This window comes from Pseudomonas sp. 65/3-MNA-CIBAN-0223 (genome assembly GCF_040310425.1).
Classification (GTDB): domain Bacteria; phylum Pseudomonadota; class Gammaproteobacteria; order Pseudomonadales; family Pseudomonadaceae; genus Aquipseudomonas; species Aquipseudomonas gregormendelii.
This window is the reverse complement of sequence record NZ_JBEOPV010000012.1, coordinates 40,610-57,468: the sequence shown is the minus strand read 5'-3', so window position 1 is coordinate 57,468 and position 16,859 is coordinate 40,610. Positions and strand designations below refer to the sequence as shown.

Below are 16,859 nucleotides of genomic sequence, written 5' to 3'. Positions count from 1 at the left end.
AGAGGCTTTGGCTTGAGGTGATTTGCAGGATATGCGTTTGATCGATCAACAACTCAATCGTCGGGTCGATAGCAGCCTGATGCCGCAGACAGGCGCCCGCGGTTAGTCGCCAGGCCAGCTTTATCGCGCAGTCGAGTGGATAACTGCGCGAAGCTGATTATGCTGTAGGAAACCTTGCAGCGATGCGAGGTCGTCAGCCTGTTCGCATGCGTTACGACATCAGCCCCAGGGCCTGGGTGCGGCGTTTTGGTAGTGGGGTACTCCGGCCTACAACAAGAGACACACGGAGAACACTCATGGCCGCAATCGACAACACCACCACGGGCAGCCCGCCCAATCAGGGGATCACCAGGGAGGAGCGCAAGGTCATCTTCGCGTCCTCCCTGGGCACGGTATTCGAGTGGTACGACTTTTACCTGTACGGCTCGCTCGCCGCGATCATCGCCAAGCATTTTTTCGCCGGGGTCAACGAGACCACCGCCTTTATCTTCGCGCTGCTGGCGTTCGCCGCCGGGTTTGCCGTACGGCCTTTCGGCGCGATCGTGTTCGGGCGTCTGGGCGACATGATCGGGCGCAAGCACACGTTCCTGATCACCATTGTGATCATGGGGATCTCCACGGCCGTGGTGGGTTTCCTGCCCGGTTACGCGACTATCGGCGTGGCCGCACCGATCATCCTGATTACCCTGCGCATGTTGCAAGGCCTGGCGCTGGGTGGTGAGTACGGGGGCGCGGCGACCTATGTGGCCGAACATGCGCCGAAAGGCCGGCGGGGTTTCTTCACCTCGTGGATTCAAACAACGGCCACCCTCGGGCTATTCCTGTCCTTGCTGGTGATCCTGGCCTGCCGCACCATTCTGGGCACCGAAGACTTTGAGGCCTGGGGCTGGCGGATTCCATTCCTGCTGTCGCTCCTGCTGCTGGTCATCTAGGTGTACATCCGCCTGCAACTGAGCGAGTCGCCAGCGTTCCTGAAAATGAAGGCCGAAGGCAAGGCGTCGAAGGCGCCGCTGACCGAGTCCTTCGCCCGCTGGGACAACCTCAAGATCGTTATCATGGCGTTGCTGGGCGGCACGGCAGGGCAGGCTGTGGTCTGGTACACCGGGCAGTTCTACGCGCTGTTTTTCCTGCTGCAGACGCTGAAGATCGACCCGCAGACTGCCAACTTGCTGATCGCCGGTTCGCTGCTGATCGGTACGCCGTTCTTTGTGATATTTGGCAGCCTGTCCGACCGTATCGGGCGCAAAGGCATCGTCATGGCTGGCTGCATTCTGGCCGCGCTCACTTACTTCCCGATCTTCCATGCGCTGACTCAGTACGGTAACCCCGACGTGTTCACCGCCCAGGAGCGCAATCCGGTCACGGTGGTGGCTGATCCCGAGCAGTGTTCGTTCCAGTTCGACCCGGTGGGCAAGGCCAAATTCACCAGCTCCTGCGATCTGGCCAAGACCCTGCTGGCCAAGCGCGCCATCCCCTACAAGAACGAGAAGGCCGAGCCGGGAACGGTGGCGCAGGTGCGTATTGGCGACAAGGTGATCACCAGCTTCGAAGGCACCGGCATGCCGGCTGCCGACTTCAAGACCCGCAACGACGCCTTCACTGCATCGCTGAGCACTTCGCTCAAGGAGGCTGGCTACCCTGAAAAGGCCGACCCGGCGAAGACCAACTACCCCATCGTGTTGCTGCTGCTGACCATCCTGGTGATCTACGTGACCATGGTGTATGGCCCGATTGCCGCCTGGCTGGTGGAGCTGTTCCCCACGCGCATCCGCTACACCTCGATGTCGCTGCCATACCATATCGGCAACGGCTGGTTCGGCGGCTTCCTGCCGACGGTGGCGTTCGCCATGGTCGCGGCCACGGGTGATATCTACTACGGGCTGTGGTACCCGATCGTCATTGCCGTAATGACTGCTGTGCTGGGCACCTTCTTCCTGCCGGAAACCAAGGATCGCGACATCCTCAACGACTGATCCCGCGAGGCCCTCTCTCGTAAGGGAGGGGGCTGTTTCTGAACCATCACGCCGCCGCATGCCCCAACCGGTTCCCACCCCGAGAAGCATCACTCAATCGACGCCGCGTTTTCGGCGAAGCAGTGATCTGTTTCTCAACACCCTTGGCGTCATTCTGGATAACGCAGCGGCAGATCGCGGCGAGTCCGCTGCGTACACCCCGGTCAGTTCTTGATCACGTACCCATACGCGCGAATACGCCCTTCAACTTCCTTCAAATACACGCCCTGAAGTTCCGGGGTGAAGCCTGGCAGGCAGTTGATGCCTTCTTCCAGCGCCAGGAAGTACTTGAGCACCGCGCCGCCCCAGATTTCCCCGGGCACCACGCACAGCACGCCAGGCGGGTAGGGCAGCGCACCCTCGGCGGCGATGCGACCATCGGCATCGGCGAGCGCCACCAGCTCGATGTTGCCGCGGATGAACTCGAACTGCGCCGCTTGCGGGTTCATCGCCTTCACTGGGAAGTGTTCCTTGCGGAACATTGCTTTCTGCAGTTGCTGCACATTGTGGCTGCGATACAGGTCGTGCATTTCCTGGCACAGCTGGCGGATCGTGTAGTTGCGATAACGCTCCTCGTACCGCGCATAGATCGCCGGCAAGACCCGGCTCATCGGCGCGTTGTCATTGACGAAGCGCTCGAAACGCGCGATCTGCGCGGCCAGATGAGTCATCTTCGCCCAGTCTTCCGCCGGGGTCAGGAGGAACAGGATCGAGTTCAGGTCGCACTTTTCCGGAACGATGCCATTTTCGCGCAGGAAGTTGGCGAGGATGCCGGCGTGTATGCCGAAGTCGGTGTAGCTGCCATCCACCGGGTCGATGCCCGGGGTCGTAAACAGCAACTTGCAGGGGTCGATGAAGTACTGCTTCTCGCCGTAGCCCTGGAAGGCATGCCAGCGGTCTTTGGGATGAAACTCGAAGAACCGCAGGTCATTGGCGATTTCTTCGGTCGGGTAGTCTTCCCACGCACGTCCTTCAATGGTCGCGGGAACGAACGGGCGGACCATGGTGCAGGCTTCGAGGATCAGCTTGCGCGCGTCGATGCCGAATTTCACGCAGTCATCCCACAGCTTCAGGCCACTGCGGCCGGCGTGGATACGTGCGTTGACATCCAGCGAGGCGAATATCGGATAGAACGGACTGGTGGAGGCCTGGGCCATGAATGCATTGTTCAGCTGCGCATGGTTGCAGTAGCGGGCCTGGCCCTTGATGTGCCGGTCTTTCTTGTGCACCTGCGAGGCCTGGGAAAAACCGGCCTGCTGCTTGTGCACCGACTGGGTGACGAAGATGCCCGGGTCGTCTTCGTGCAGGTCCAGCAGCAGTGGCGAGCAGTCCTTCATCATCGGGATGAACTGCTCGTAGCCGACCCAGGCCGAGTCGAACAGGATGTAGTCACACAGCTTGCCGATGCGATCGACCACCTGGCGGGCGTTGTAGACGGTTCCGTCATAGGTGCCGAGCTGAATGATCGCCAGGCGGAACGGGCGGGCGACCTGGGCCTTGTCCGGTGCCACTTCGGCGATCAATTCGCGCAGGTAGCTCTCTTCGAAGCAATGGGCGTCGATGCCGCCGATAAAGCCGTAAGGGTTACGCGCGGTCTCCAGATAGACCGGCGTGGCGCCCGCCTGGATCAGTGCGCCCTGGTGATTGGACTTGTGGTTGTTACGGTCGAACAGCACCAGGTCGCCGGGCGTCAGCAGGGCATTGGTTACCACCTTGTTGGAGGCGGAGGTGCCGTTGAGCACGAAGTAGGTCTTGTCGGCGTTGAACACCTTGGCCGCGTGTTTCTGCGCCAGCAGCGCAGGGCCCTCGTGAATCAGCAGATCGCCCAGTTTGACGTCGGCGTTGCACATGTCGGCGCGAAACAGCGTCTCGCCGAAAAAGTCGAAGAACTGTCGGCCGGCCGGGTGCTTGCGGAAGAACTGGCCGCCCTGATGGCCCGGGCAGGCGAAGGTGACGTTGGCTGATTCGGTATAGCGTTTGAGCGAGTCGAAGAATGGCGGCAACAGGCTTTCTTCATAGGCCTTGGCCGCGGTTTCCAGCTGGTTGCCATGATATTCGGCATTGTTGCGCGAACGGTCAAAGATGCCGTTGACCTGCAGCAGCACGTCTTCCAGGTGCTTGTACACATCACGCGCGCGGTTGCCTGTACCCGGGGAGGTGGCGAGGAAAATCGGGATATCGAAGCCGGTGCGCTGGAGCGATTCCAGGGCCCCGGCCATCACGTCTTCCACCGAAAACACGGCGACGGCGATGTCGGTGTAGTCGGTCTGACTGAGCGGCACCACTTGCCGATAAGTCTGGAAGCAGTCGATCGCGGAATCACTGGCAGCAATTTTCAAAATTTTCATGCGGGGGAAATCTCCTGGCGGACACTCACTTGTCCACCGTTTGCAAGAAATCAATGTACCGAGGGAACCATCAAGGTTCCCTGACCTGAATCATGCCAACACTGGTTATAGACGTGTTTGGCCAGATTGGTAGCAACGGACAATCCGGGGTCGACTCCGGACAAGCCATGCCTGTCCCTGACGCTGACAATCCGCCGGGTGCCTGAATCTTTTTGCAGTGGAGTGCGAAATCCATGGTGGCTACCCGCGTTGATGAAGTACTGAAAATCGGCTTCTGGCTGACGGAGCGTTTCGACCTGTTTACCCTGGCCAATGCCCTGGAGCCCTTGCGCCTGGCCAATCAGGTGGCGGGGCGCACGGTGTGCCAATGGCAAATACTCAGCCTGGAGGGGCATTCGCTCAGCGCCAGTAACGCGATCGCTACCTCCACAGCACGACTGGATCAGGCATCAGCGCTGGACGTGTTGATCCTGTGCGCGGGCGAACACCTGCCACTTGCGACGGATTTTGAGCAGAAACTGCACTACTGGACCACGCAGCCAATCCTCTTTGGCGCGCTCGGCAAGGCCGGTTGGTTGCTGGCGCAAATGGGTGCGCTGGACGGTTTTCGCTGCAGCTTGCCGGAGCCCGACTCGCCCTTGGCCTTTGCTGCATCCAGAGCGCTGAGCCCGGTGGCCGCGCCGTTCTGTGTCGATGGCCCGCGCCTGACGTGCGTCGGGCCCGAGGCCGTGCGAGGGTTGGTCTGCGAGCTGCTGGCCCAGGTCCACGGGCGCGCCCTGGTACTGCGCATGGAGCAACACCTCGTACGCCAGACACGGCCATTGCAGCCGCTGCATCAAGCCCCGGAAAAACTTCAGACGGCGCTGGCCCTGATGAGCGAGCACCTCACCCATATGCTTGCAATCGACGAACTGGCCGAGGCCATGGGGATATCCCGGCGTCACCTGGAGCGTCTGTTCAAGCGCACCCTCGGCTGTTCGCCGTCCCGGCATTATCTTGATTTGCGCCTGCAACAGGCCCGGCGCCTGCTGCAGGCGGGTGACCGCTCGATCGCGCAAACCGCCGGCGAATGCGGCTTCGTCGCGGTGCAGCATTTCATTCGCTGCTATCGCCAGTACTTCGGCGCGCATCCGCGTGAACATGTGGTTGCGTGCACAGCGGATCTGACCAACTACAGGTCGGATTCGCGCAAAAAACCTCGTCTTGCATCTGTTCGAATGATCTCCAGCGGCCCACCAGAGTGGCGCCCTCTGTCGCTCAATCACTGACAAGGATCAATGACATGCAAATGCCCAAAACCATCCAGATCAAGAACGGCGAAAAAGTCAGTCCGACCTTCTCGGCTCAGGAATACGCCAACCGCCAGGGCAAACTGCGCGCTTATCTGGCGCAAAACAACATCGACGCGGCAGTCTTCACTTCCTATCACAACATCAACTACTACAGCGATTTCCTCTATTGCTCGTTCGGCCGCCCCTACGCCCTGGTCGTGACTCAGGACAGCGCCGTCACCATCAGCGCCAACATCGATGGCGGCCAGCCTTGGCGCCGGACCGTGGGCACCGAGAACATCGTCTACACCGACTGGCAGCGCGACAACTACTTCGTCGCCATCCAGCAAGCCTTGCCCAAGGCGGGGCGCATTGGCATCGAATTCGATCACTTGAACCTGCTCAACCGCGACAAACTGGCCAGCCGCTACCCCCAGGCCGAGCTGGTGGACATCGCTGCACCCTGCATGCGCATGCGTATGATCAAGTCGGCCGAAGAACACGCGATTATCCGTCACGGTGCACGGGTGGCGGACATTGGCGGCGCCGCGATCGTCGAAGCACTGCGTGACCAGGTGCCGGAATATGAAGTGGCGCTGCATGCGACCCAGGCCATGGTGCGCGAGATCGCCCGGACCTTCCCGGACTCGGAGCTGATGGACACCTGGACCTGGTTCCAGTCCGGCATCAACACCGATGGCGCACACAACCCGGTGACCTCGCGCAAGGTCAACAAGGGCGATATCCTCAGCCTCAACTGCTTCCCGATGATCGCCGGCTACTACACGGCGCTCGAACGCACGCTGTTTCTCGACCACTGTTCCGATGAGCACCTGCGCCTGTGGGAAGTCAACGTCAAGGTCCACGAAGCCGGGCTGAAGCTGATCAAGCCGGGCATGCGCTGCTGCGATATCGCCGAGCAACTCAATGAGATTTTCCTTGAACACGATCTGCTGCAGTACCGCACTTTCGGTTACGGGCACTCGTTCGGCACCCTGAGCCATTACTATGGCCGCGAAGCCGGGCTGGAACTGCGTGAAGACATCGACACGGTGCTGGAGCCGGGGATGGTGGTGTCCATCGAACCGATGATCATGCTGCCCGAAGGCCTGCCGGGGGCTGGCGGTTACCGCGAGCACGATATCCTGATCGTCAACGAGCAGGGCGGCGAGAACATCACCCAATTCCCGTACGGGCCGGAGCACAACATCATTCGCAAGTAACGGCGTAACAGACCGTCGTGGGAGCTTCGCCGCTCCCACGCTTGTTTATCGACCATTGCTGGACACCATACGGCATGCGCGCCCAAGAACGTGCAGCACTTACTGACCTTGATCCCTGCCAAGTAAAACAATAGAGGGTATTTGTCATGTCACATGTCTCGACTGTTCTTCCCCGTTTTTGCACCTCCACCCCGGGAGGTGCGCAATGAGCACCGCAAGCCTCACCCTCGCGCAGACCCACGAAAGAACTTCCGAGCGCAAAGCCCTGCGGCGCGCGGCCAGTGCCAGCTTCATGGGTAACTTCGTCGAATGGTTCGACTACGCCGCCTACGGTTACCTGGCCACCGTCATCGCCCTGACATTCTTCCCGCAGACCGACAAGGCCAGCGCCTTGCTGGCGACGTTCGCGGTGTTTGCCCTGTCGTTCATCGTCCGTCCCCTGGGTGGCCTGGTCTGGGGGCATTTTGGTGACAAGTATGGGCGGCGCAGCGCGTTGTCCTGGTCGATCCTGATTATGTCGGTCTCGACGTTCTGCATCGGCATCCTGCCCACCTACAATCACATCGGCCTGTGGGCACCGGCGTTGCTGCTGGTGATCCGCCTGTTCCAGGGGTTCTCTGCGTCCGGTGAATACGCCGGTGCGTCGGCATTCCTCGCCGAGTACGCCCCGGAAGGCAAGCGCGGCCTGTACACCAGCATTGTCCCGGCCAGTACCGCCGCCGGTTTGTTGTTTGGCGCGGTCTTCGTGGCGGGCCTGCATGCCTGGCTCAGCGTCGAGGACCTGCACAGCTGGGGCTGGCGCTTGCCGTTTCTGCTGGCGGCGCCGTTTGGCCTGGTGGGGCGTTACATCCGCATGAGCCTGCAGGACACGCCCAAGTTCCTGGAGATGGAAAAGCGCCTCGAAGCCAAGGAGTGTGCGACCCATGCCCCGGTTCGCGAGCTGCTGACCGTGCACCGGCGCAGCGTGATCATCGGCATCGGCGTGACCTGCCTGAACGCCGTGGCGTTCTACCTGCTGCTCAGCTACATGCCGACGTACCTGTCGACTGAAATGGGCATGAGCGAAAGTGATTCGTTCCTGGCGTCAACGGTGTCCCTGGCGACCTACATCGGCCTGATTTTCCTGATGGGCAGGCTGTCGGACCGCTTTGGGCGCAAGACCATGCTGCTGACGGCTTCGGTATTATTCCTGTTGCTGACCTTCCCGTTGTTCGGAATGCTCGATCATCAGCCACTGCTGGTGGTGTTGATGATCCAGATCGCATTCGGTGCAATCCTGGCCATGAATGACGGCACCTTGCCGTGTTTCCTCGCGGAGATATTTCCCACTCGCGTGCGCTTCAGCGGGTTTGCCTTCAGCTTCAATATCGCCAATGCGGTGTTTGGCGGGACCGCACCGTTTATCGCGACCTGGCTGATCCAGATGACCGGTAACAAGATGGCACCAGCCTGGTATCTGCTGGCCGCTGCAGCGGTGGCGTTGGTGGCCATGCTGGCTAGCCGGGAGACGGCGCACAAGGCTTTGCAGGATTAATGTGGGAGCAAGGCTTGCCCGCGATGGCGTCCTTGCATCAATGCACTGCCAACTGCTTGCGCTCACCGATCGGCGACACTCCAAAAAACCGGCTATAGCATTTGGAAAAATGTGCCGGGGACACAAAGCCGCAGGCGAGCGCGATATCGCGGACCTGCGACTCGCTTCGCAGCAGCAATTGCCGCGCCCGCGACAGGCGTAGCTCCAGATAGTACTGGCTGGGGGTGCGCTGCAGGTGTTTGTGAAACAGGCGCTCCAGCTGGCGCACCGACACTTCGTTCAAACGCGCGAGCTCTTCCAGGCTGACCGGCTCTTCAAGATTGGCTTCCATGATCGCCACCATCTGGCTGAGCTTGGGCTGCGAGGTCCCCAGCTTCTGCCTTAAAGGCACGCGCTGCTGCTCCTGCGCCCCGCGCACCCGGTCGCACAGCAGCAACTCGGCGGCATGGGCGGCGATGTCGCGGCCACCGGGTTCGCGGGCGATCAGTTGCAAGGTCATGTCCATGGACGCCACGCCGCCGGAGCAGGTGTAGCGATCGCGATCCAGTTCGAACAGCTGATTGGAGATGATGATCCCGGGAAACCGCTCTTTGAGTGCCTCGATATCTTCCCAGTGAATGGTGCAGCGGTAACCCTTGAGCAGATCCGCGCGCGCCAGCAGGTGGCTGCCGGTGCAGATGCCGCCCAGCGTGACCTGCTGATGGGCAAGCTTGCGCAGCCAGTTGAGCAGTGGCCGGCTGCTGTGATTGGAGACTATCGGGTTTGCGCCGACCACGAACAGAATGTCCAGCTCGGGTGCGTCGACGATCGAGTAATCAGGCAGGATGCGCATCCCGTTGCTGGCGGTGACCGGGTCCAGTGTGGCGCCGATCACCACCGTGCGAAACATCGGCCGGCGCGCCGCCATATTGGCCATGCGCAGGGTTTCCACGGAGGAGGCAAAGCCAATAGTGGTGAAATTGGGAATGACCAGAAAGCCAACGGTTTTCACCGGCCGTTGTTCACCTGCCGGGCCGTCCACGGGCGGCGTGTTCGCCTTCATCAATACTCTCCGCTGTACCATTGACGCGTTCTGCGCAGGTAGCAACCTGTTGCGGCATCATCGCGTTTTCATGAGGGTCATGTGCAGGTACCGAGTGCTTGAATATTACACCCAGTGCTCGCTCAACAGGCGCACGGCCTCGGCCTCCACGGCGCCTTCGTCGGTGCCATCGGAAAAGACCGCGCAGGTGGTGATATCCGGGCCGCAAACACTGCGATAAACCGCCACGACACTGCCGGGGCCGACGCCGGTATGACCACTGAGGATGCGTCCACCCTCGACCGGCCCGTGCATCAGGCCGAGGCCGTAACCGGGGGCGATCCAGGGACGTCCCGGGATCGGTCCACCGAGCGTGCGCACTGCCTGCATTTGAGCAAGCAAGGAGTGCGCCAGGAAGTCTGAAGCGAATAAACGGTCCAGGCACAAGGCGGCCTCCACCAACGGCCCTACCAGCAGCCCGTGGTACACCCAGCCCGGGTCATAGGTGGCGACAGCGCCCATGTTTACCCCGTGCAGATCGACTTCACGCCTGGCGAGACGGACCCGGGACAGGCCAAGCGGTACGAACACCCGTTGCGCCAGGGCTTCATCCAGGGCAAGGCCAGTCAAGCGCTCGATCAGTCGCGCCACGTACAGATAACCGACATTCGAATAGTGCCAGCCATCTCCCGGTGCGTAACGCAGGCGGCTTGCGTCAAGGCGTTGCAGCATTTCATCCGCCGGCCAGGGAACGTCGCCGCGGGCGACTGCGCCGTGGTAATCGGCCAGTTCGCTGTAGTCCGCCAGGCCTGCTTCATGGCGCAACAATTGGCGCAGGGTAAAGGGGCCTTCGGGCAGTGGCTGATCCAGCTCGATCAGGCCATCGCGCACCAGCGTCAGGGCGGCAGCCGCCAGCACGGTCTTGGTAAAGCTCCACCAAGGGATCGTCGCATCGGACCGATCCGGGGTCAGGGGTGTACCGTTGGAAATAAGGGAGAAAAGCATTGCTGGCTGCTCTGAAAGGGGGCGCGGCGAGAGTTTGCCAGAATGCAAAAGCCGGTGATCAAATGTTTACATCCGGCCATTGCTGAATGACCTTAGCGCAGCCAGTGCACCAGCACGCCCGCCAGCGCGCATGCCAGCAGTACTTCGATCACACCGCGCTTGAAAACCAGCAGCGCGATCGCCGCCACCAGTGCAAGCAACAGCGACACCCAGTCGAACCCGCCACTGAACCCGCCTGGCCACAGCACGTGATAGCCGAAAAACACCGCGAGGTTGAGAATCACCCCGACCACCGCTGCGGTGATGGCGGTCAGCGGCGCAGTGAAGTTAAGTTGGTTGTGGGTCGATTCCACCAGGGGACCGCCAGCCAGGATGAACAGGAACGAGGGCAGGAACGTAAACCAGGTCACCAGCGCCGCCGCGAGCGCGCCCGCCAGGAACGCCTGGTCCGGGCCAAATACCTGTTGCACGTAGGCGCCGATGAAGCCGACGAACGCCACCACCATGATCAACGGACCTGGGGTGGTCTCGCCCAGCGCCAGGCCGTCGATCATCTGGGTGGGTGTCAGCCATCCGTAATGACTGACCGCGCCCTGGTACACATAGGGCAGCACCGCATAGGCGCCACCAAAGGTCAGCAGCGCGGCCTTGGTGAAGAACCAGCCCATCTGGGTGAAGGTGCCGTGCCAACCGAACAGGAGGGTGAGCGCGCCCATCGGCAGCGTCCACAGGATTGCCCCGATAAACGCCAGGCGCAGCAATTTCAGGCTGCTGAAGCGGGCATGTGCGGGTGGCGGGGTATCGTCATCGATCAGCGCGGGCCCAAACGATTTACCCTTGGCCAGCGCTGTGCCGACCGTGAATTTTCCGGGGGCAAGGCGTCCGCCGACGTACCCGATGAGTGCTGCGGCCAGCACAATCAAAGGGAAGGGCACGTTCAACAACAGGATAGCGGCAAAGGAGGCGCCGGCAATGCTCCACAGCCAGTTGTTCTGCAACACCCTGGAACCCATGCGGTGCGCGGCTTGCAGCACGATGGCGGTGACCGCCGGCTTGATCCCGTAGAACACACCGACCACGACCGGCACTTCGCCGAAAGCAATGTAGACCCAGGATAATGCAATGAGGATGAACAACGACGGCAGCACGAACAGCGCGCCGGCAATCACGCCGCCCCAGGTGCGGTGCATCAACCAGCCGAGATAGGTCGCCAGTTGCTGAGCTTCGGGGCCCGGTAGCAACATGCAGTAGTTGAGGGCGTGCAGAAACCGGCGCTCGGAGATCCAGCGCCGGCGCTCCACCAGTTCCTGGTGCATGATCGAGATCTGCCCGGCCGGGCCGCCAAAACCGATCAACCCCAGTTTGAGCCAGAACCCGAAGGCTTCCCTTAGCGGGACCGCCCGGGGTGGTGCCTGAGCCTGTTCGTCGGTGGAGCAGGGGGGATGGCTCAAACAGGTGCTCCCGAATGACTTAACCGTGACCCAACGCGATCGCAAACGACACGACGATCATGCACGCAAACGCGAAATTGAGGTTCATGAGGGCTTGTTCCGTAGAGTGCTAAAAGTGCAGCCATCTTGAACAGGTCGCGCAGAAATAAAAAATTCGCCTTCATGATTTGAAAGATCGAAGCAATTGATACCTCGGTCATTACTGGGTGCCGAACATCGCCGTCCAGTAAATCCCCGCATCGCTCTTCGGGTCTACCGCGTAGGCCGCGCCCAGTTCCTTGTACGCGGGGTTCATCAGGTTGGCGCAGTGACCAGGGCTGGCGATCCAGCCGTCGACGACCTTGCCCACGGTGTCTTGCCCTGCGGCGATGTTTTCGCCGATCTGCTGGCCGATGTAGCCGGCCAGTTCCGCGCGGTCACCCGGCGTGCGGCCGTCGCGATCCTTGTGGTCGAAAAAATTGTTGTTGGCCATGGCTCGCGAATGGGTCTCGGCGGCGCTCGCCAGTGTCGCGTTCCAGGCCAGCGGGGTGGTGGCAGCGAACGATTGCGTGCCGCACTGGCGAGCCTGGCTGCGGGCGTTGTTGAGCAGGGTCAGGACTTTCTGGCCTTCGGCCTGGGAATCGCCCAGGCGTGCGGACATCAGCGGCCGCGCCAGCACGATGCGCCAATCGCGGTCGTCGCGACTCACGCCGATGTCGACAAACTGCGGGTCGAGCACCACGTGGCAGAAACTTTCCCGAATGGCTTGCATGGCCGATTGCGCATCGCGCGGGCCGGACAGGGTGATCGCCTGCACATTGACCATCGGGTAGCCGGCACTGGCCATGGCTTGCTGCAGGTTGCGCACGTTTGTCGCCGACAGTGCCAGGCGTGGATCACCTGCCAGTGGCGGCAGTTCCGGTGATACCTGGTCGGCGCAACGCTGGGGCTGGGTGCGGTAGAGGTTGATCGAATCGATCAGTTGTTTCTCATCGACCGCCAGCGCCTGGGCGGCGAATGACAGGCCCAGCGACAACGCGGCGAGGCGCATAACGGATGAAATGAAGCGCATGAAAATCCCCTTGGGCAGACTGCGCCCATGATGCGCGATTTCACCCCCGCTTGCGCAATGCCTTTTTGTGCCAGGAAACAGTTTTATTGGCCGCCGGATGAAATGAATTGGGGCGACTACAATCAAGCCAGGCCGCCGATTAGCGCTTAACAGCGTCGATAATGCGCTGCCCCATCCGGTTCTTTGAGAAGGGTCGATCATGCGCTTGATGTGGACTGCAACCTGCCTGGCACTCTCCCTGGTCGGCGGCCAGGTGATGGCCACTGAACTTGAACAGCAAAAAGCCGAGGACAAGGCTGAGGTGCTTGAGCAAAAGGCGGCGGAAAAAGGCCCCGACGTACCGGTGCCCAAAGCCGAGGCGATCACCACCTCGGAGGTGCAGGCGGTCGATCCCGCCGGCTCGGCGCCGCTGGATGACGCCATAACCTGTCTTGCGCGGTCCATCTACTGGGAGGCGAAGGGCAGGCAGACCCGGGAAATGGAAGCCGTGGCCAGCGTGGTCATGAACCGCCTGGGGCACGAAGGTTTTCCCGACACGGTATGCGCAGTGGTCAAGGAGGGCTCGGAAAGCCGTAACTGTCAGTTTTCCTGGTGGTGCGACGGGCGTTCGGATCAGGTCAGGGAGGATGCCGAGTACGCGGTCGCCAAGGAAATCGCGCGCAAGGCGCTGAACCGCACGCTCAATGACCGGACACTGGGGGCAATGTATTTCCATGACAAAACGGTGCGGCCGGATTGGGCGGGCAAGTACATCAAGACGGCGGATATCGGCAGGTTCAGGTTCTACAAGCCGCGGGGCGGGGACGCGAAGTAGGGGCGTGGAGACGAGCTTCAGGAATGGGCGACAAAAAAGGCACCTTCTCAGGTGCCTTTTTCGTGTGCCGCCGTCTTACAGTTCCTGACCCAGGAAGATCAGCGTATTGCCATGGGCTTCAGCCGCAGCCCGTTGGTTGTAGCTGTCGCGGTGCGAGCAGTTGAAACCGTGTTCGGCTTGCGGATAGATGACGATTTCCACGAAGTCGTTGTTCTCGAAGCGCTCGGCGATTTTTTCCACCGCTTCCAGTGGAATGTGGCTGTCCTCTTCGCCGAAGTGCATCAACAGCGGCACGGTGATTTCGTCGGCGCGGTCCAATTGGTCCTGGATACCGCCACCGTAGTAGGTGATCGCCACGTCCACCAGGCCGTTGGCGGCGGTCAGGTAGGACAGCAGGCCGCCGAAGCAGTAGCCAATGGAGGCCACGCCGCCATCCAGGCCCGGCTGGTCCTTGAGAGCGGCAATGGCCAGCTTGATGTCGTCCTGGGCTTTGGTGATGTCCGTGGCATTCATCAGTTCGACGGCGCGTTTCCAGCCGGCTTCGTCGTACGTCAACTCGATGCGCGCGCCGCTACGCCAGAACAGATCCGGCACGACCACCAGGTAGCCGTCGGCAGCGTATTGTTCGGCGACCGAGCGGATGTGCTCGTTGACGCCGAAGATCTCCTGGATCAATACGATCCCCGGGCCTTTTTGCGTGTGGGGAATCGCCAGGTAAGCACCGAATTTACCGTCGGCGCTGTCGATCTCGATCCATTGGGTGGTTACGCTCATGGTGGCTCCTGTCTACGCGAGTGAGGGGGGTGTAGCTTGCCACGGTAACATTTCAACGAATGTTACGGCGCCAGAAAGTGCATGCCAGCAGCGCATCGAGGCTGAGTTTGCCTGCTCCGGTCAATACCAGCGGAAGGAGAGCGGCGAGGTAAATCAGCGGCAGCTTGAAGTTGCCATGTCCCTTGTTGCTGATGGCGTAGCCCTGGGCCAGCTCACTCAATGTAGACCAATCGGCCGGCCAGTGGACCGCTGCGGTGGCGACGACGGTCACCACCATCAGGATGAGCGCCGAGACTCGCGTGCCCAGGCCCACCAGCAGGGCCAGGGCGCAGATCAGCTCGGCCCACATCGACAGTTCCCAGTTGAAGGTGGCGGGGACATGGTTGAACGGAAACGGAAATCGCTCCTGAATGCCGGCAAACCAATTCTGCCCGTTCCACTTTTCCAGGCCCGACTCAAAGAATTCCCAGGCCAGGAACACCCGCAAGGTCAGCGGCGCCATCCAGCGGCCGGCGCGGTCGAGGTTGAAGTGCAGGCCTTTGACGGCCGAAGAGAGTGAGGTGTTCATGGGCGGGATCTCCGTTGCGCGTTTTGATCGGCCTGGCCAATCGACAGGCGGATTTCATCAGCCGGGTGTATCAGCGATGTGTCGTGGGCCAGGGGACTGGAGGGTTAGTGTGTCGGGGATGGGGGTGGATACACATGGATACGCTTGAGCTGGTTGAAATGCCGGGAATGACGCTTCGGGGATTTTCCGGTACCTTTTCTGCCCCTCCATTGCATGGTGAAACCGCTTCATGTCTCTTGCGCTCGATCGTCTAGTCGCTGGCACGCCCATTCCATTCGCCGGGAATCGTGTCACTGTCGTCAGCCCGGAACTGGCTGAGCGGTTCCAGCCCGGCGACCACCTTCTGGTGGAGCAGGTCAGTGGTGAATTGCTCTTGATTCCGGTGGCTGACCAGCAAGCGGCAGCCGTGGCGATCGAGCGCGCCGAAGCGGCTTTCAAGGCGATGTCGGCCGTGTCGGATGAGGCGATCAGCGAATTTTTCGACCACTTCGCGCAGCGCCTGGAAAGCCCGCAGGCCTGGGCGTTGATCGAGGCGGCGAACCTGGCCGATATCGAGCGGGCCAAGGCCCGGGGACGTTCCACCACGCGACTGCTGGCCAATGAGCCGATGCGCCGCGACATGATCGCCGGACTCAAGGCCTGGCGCGATGCGTCGGCGTCTCGCGGCAAAGTCATCAGTTGCGTCGAGCATGACGGCTGGAAGGTCGAGCAGGTGGTCTCACCGCTGGGCATTGTTGCGTTTGTATTCGAGGGTCGACCGAATGTCTTTGCCGACGCTGCTGGCGTTCTGCGTACGGGCAACACCGCCGTGCTGCGCATCGGCAGTGATGCGTTGGGCACTGCCCAGGCCATCGTTACCCATGCATTGAACCCGGCGCTGGCGGATGCCGGCTTGCCCGCCGGCGCTGTGTCGCTGGTGGAAAGTGTCAATCACGCAGCGGGTTGGGCCATGTTCGCCGACCGGCGCCTGTCGCTGGCTGTGGCCCGAGGTTCTGGCCGCGCAGTCAGCCAGCTGGGCAGTATCGCCCAGCAGGCCGGCACCGCCGTCAGCCTGCACGGCACCGGAGGTGCCTGGCTGATAGCGGACAAGGACGCCGACGCCCGGCGTTTTGCCGCCGTGGTGCGCAACTCCCTCGACCGTAAAGTCTGCAACACCCTGAACGTCTGCCTGATTCACCGCGACCGGGCCGCTGAATTGGTGCCGTTGTTTCTCGACGCCCTGCAGCAGGCCGGCAACAGCCGTGGTCAAGGCTGCAAATTGCACATCGTCGAGGGCAGCGAAGGGCGCTTGCCGCCGGAGTGGCAAACGGCGAGTGTCGAGGTCTATCGCGCCGATGGCTACCGCACCGAAGCGCTGGCTGAGCCATTGCCCGAGGCTCAACTGGGGCGTGAATGGGAATGGGAGGAAACGCCCGAAGTCAGTCTGAAAATCGTGGATGACCTGGATCAGTCCATCGACCTGTTCAACCGCTACAGCCCGCAATTCACGGTGTCGTTGATCAGTGAGGACGCCAGCATCCAGGAGCGCTTCTACAACGCGGTGAATGCGCCTTTCGTGGGTAACGGAATCACCCGTTGGGTGGATGGCCAGTACGCATTGAACAAGCCGGAGCTGGGCCTTTCGAACTGGGAGAGCGGTCGCCTGTTTGCACGCAGCGCGATTCTCTCGGGGGATGGGGTGTTCACCATTCGCAGTCGCATGACCCAGATTGATCTGGGCGTTAAACGCTAAAAAGCTGGCTACAAAAAAGGGCCTGCTCTTTGGCGAGAGCAGGCCCTTTTTATAT

Annotated in this window: 12 protein-coding genes and 1 pseudogene; 6 read left to right on the top strand and 7 right to left on the bottom strand. The window is 61.4% G+C overall.

Annotated features, from left to right (window positions below; all coding sequences use genetic code 11):
• Positions 1-296 precede the first annotated feature (296 nt).
• Positions 297-1,973 (top strand): annotated as a pseudogene (locus AAEZ09_RS16460) (MFS transporter).
• Between the two features lie 203 nt (positions 1,974-2,176).
• Here the strand turns inward: AAEZ09_RS16460 and speF are convergent.
• Complete coding sequence (gene speF, locus AAEZ09_RS16455) at positions 2,177-4,360, bottom strand: ornithine decarboxylase SpeF (RefSeq protein WP_045057665.1); 2,184 nt, start codon at positions 4,358-4,360, stop codon at positions 2,177-2,179.
• Positions 4,361-4,593: 233 nt separating this feature from the next.
• Between speF and AAEZ09_RS16450 the strand changes: the two genes are divergently transcribed.
• The 3 genes from AAEZ09_RS16450 (at position 4,594) to AAEZ09_RS16440 (ending at position 8,388) form a co-directional block, all read left to right on the top strand.
• Entirely contained in the window at positions 4,594-5,628 is a 1,035-nt protein-coding gene (locus AAEZ09_RS16450) for a GlxA family transcriptional regulator (protein WP_350600056.1), read from the top strand.
• Between the two features lie 14 nt (positions 5,629-5,642).
• A complete protein-coding gene (gene creA / locus AAEZ09_RS16445) occupies positions 5,643-6,854 on the top strand; it encodes a creatinase (RefSeq protein WP_045057666.1) in 1,212 nt (403 codons plus the stop codon).
• 205 nt (positions 6,855-7,059) lie between these two features.
• Entirely contained in the window at positions 7,060-8,388 is a 1,329-nt protein-coding gene (locus AAEZ09_RS16440; protein ID WP_350600055.1) for an MFS transporter, read from the top strand.
• Positions 8,389-8,425: 37 nt separating this feature from the next.
• On the opposite strand, the gene cahR is transcribed toward AAEZ09_RS16440, so the two are convergent.
• The 4 genes from cahR to AAEZ09_RS16420 form a co-directional block, all read right to left on the bottom strand.
• Positions 8,426-9,430: a transcriptional regulator CahA gene (gene cahR / locus AAEZ09_RS16435; protein ID WP_045057668.1), complete on the bottom strand. Its 1,005-nt coding sequence runs from the start codon at positions 9,428-9,430 to the stop codon at positions 8,426-8,428.
• 105 nt (positions 9,431-9,535) lie between these two features.
• A complete protein-coding gene (locus tag AAEZ09_RS16430; RefSeq protein WP_350600053.1) occupies positions 9,536-10,414 on the bottom strand; it encodes a serine hydrolase domain-containing protein in 879 nt (292 codons plus the stop codon).
• A gap of 92 nt (positions 10,415-10,506) precedes the next feature.
• Positions 10,507-11,865, bottom strand: coding sequence for a chromate efflux transporter (gene chrA, locus AAEZ09_RS16425; RefSeq protein WP_350600051.1), 1,359 nt, complete (start codon positions 11,863-11,865; stop codon positions 10,507-10,509).
• A 199-nt stretch (positions 11,866-12,064) separates the two neighbouring features.
• On the bottom strand, positions 12,065-12,916 hold the full coding sequence (locus AAEZ09_RS16420) for a CAP domain-containing protein (protein WP_045057671.1): 852 nt from the start codon (positions 12,914-12,916) through the stop codon (positions 12,065-12,067).
• A 199-nt stretch (positions 12,917-13,115) separates the two neighbouring features.
• Between AAEZ09_RS16420 and AAEZ09_RS16415 the strand changes: the two genes are divergently transcribed.
• Positions 13,116-13,730, top strand: coding sequence for a cell wall hydrolase (locus AAEZ09_RS16415; protein ID WP_045057672.1), 615 nt, complete (start codon positions 13,116-13,118; stop codon positions 13,728-13,730).
• Positions 13,731-13,805: 75 nt separating this feature from the next.
• Here AAEZ09_RS16415 and AAEZ09_RS16410 read toward each other — a convergent pair whose 3' ends face one another.
• Together AAEZ09_RS16410 and AAEZ09_RS16405 are read right to left on the bottom strand one after the other, a co-directional pair.
• A complete protein-coding gene (locus AAEZ09_RS16410) occupies positions 13,806-14,504 on the bottom strand; it encodes a dienelactone hydrolase family protein (protein WP_045057673.1) in 699 nt (232 codons plus the stop codon).
• A 52-nt stretch (positions 14,505-14,556) separates the two neighbouring features.
• Entirely contained in the window at positions 14,557-15,072 is a 516-nt protein-coding gene (locus AAEZ09_RS16405; protein WP_350600050.1) for an HvfX family Cu-binding RiPP maturation protein, read from the bottom strand.
• Between the two features lie 229 nt (positions 15,073-15,301).
• Between AAEZ09_RS16405 and AAEZ09_RS16400 the strand changes: the two genes are divergently transcribed.
• Positions 15,302-16,804, top strand: a complete 1,503-nt coding sequence (locus AAEZ09_RS16400; RefSeq protein ID WP_350600048.1) for an aldehyde dehydrogenase family protein — start codon at positions 15,302-15,304, stop codon at positions 16,802-16,804.
• The last annotated feature ends 55 nt before the right edge of the window (positions 16,805-16,859 follow it).

Excerpts from the sequence above, each read along its gene's own strand:
- creA (WP_045057666.1), top strand. The coding sequence starts at position 5,643 with ATGCAAATGCCCAAAACCATCCAGATCAAGAACGGCGAAAAAGTCAGT.
- cahR (WP_045057668.1), bottom strand. The coding sequence starts at position 9,430 with ATGAAGGCGAACACGCCGCCCGTGGACGGCCCGGCAGGTGAACAACGG.
- AAEZ09_RS16410 (WP_045057673.1), bottom strand. The coding sequence starts at position 14,504 with ATGAGCGTAACCACCCAATGGATCGAGATCGACAGCGCCGACGGTAAA.
- AAEZ09_RS16415 (WP_045057672.1), top strand. The coding sequence starts at position 13,116 with ATGCGCTTGATGTGGACTGCAACCTGCCTGGCACTCTCCCTGGTCGGC.
- speF (WP_045057665.1), bottom strand. The coding sequence starts at position 4,360 with ATGAAAATTTTGAAAATTGCTGCCAGTGATTCCGCGATCGACTGCTTC.
- AAEZ09_RS16440 (WP_350600055.1), top strand. The coding sequence starts at position 7,060 with ATGAGCACCGCAAGCCTCACCCTCGCGCAGACCCACGAAAGAACTTCC.
- AAEZ09_RS16405 (WP_350600050.1), bottom strand. The coding sequence starts at position 15,072 with ATGAACACCTCACTCTCTTCGGCCGTCAAAGGCCTGCACTTCAACCTC.
- AAEZ09_RS16420 (WP_045057671.1), bottom strand. The coding sequence starts at position 12,916 with ATGCGCTTCATTTCATCCGTTATGCGCCTCGCCGCGTTGTCGCTGGGC.
- AAEZ09_RS16400 (WP_350600048.1), top strand. The coding sequence starts at position 15,302 with ATGTCTCTTGCGCTCGATCGTCTAGTCGCTGGCACGCCCATTCCATTC.
- AAEZ09_RS16450 (WP_350600056.1), top strand. The coding sequence starts at position 4,594 with ATGGTGGCTACCCGCGTTGATGAAGTACTGAAAATCGGCTTCTGGCTG.
- AAEZ09_RS16430 (WP_350600053.1), bottom strand. The coding sequence starts at position 10,414 with ATGCTTTTCTCCCTTATTTCCAACGGTACACCCCTGACCCCGGATCGG.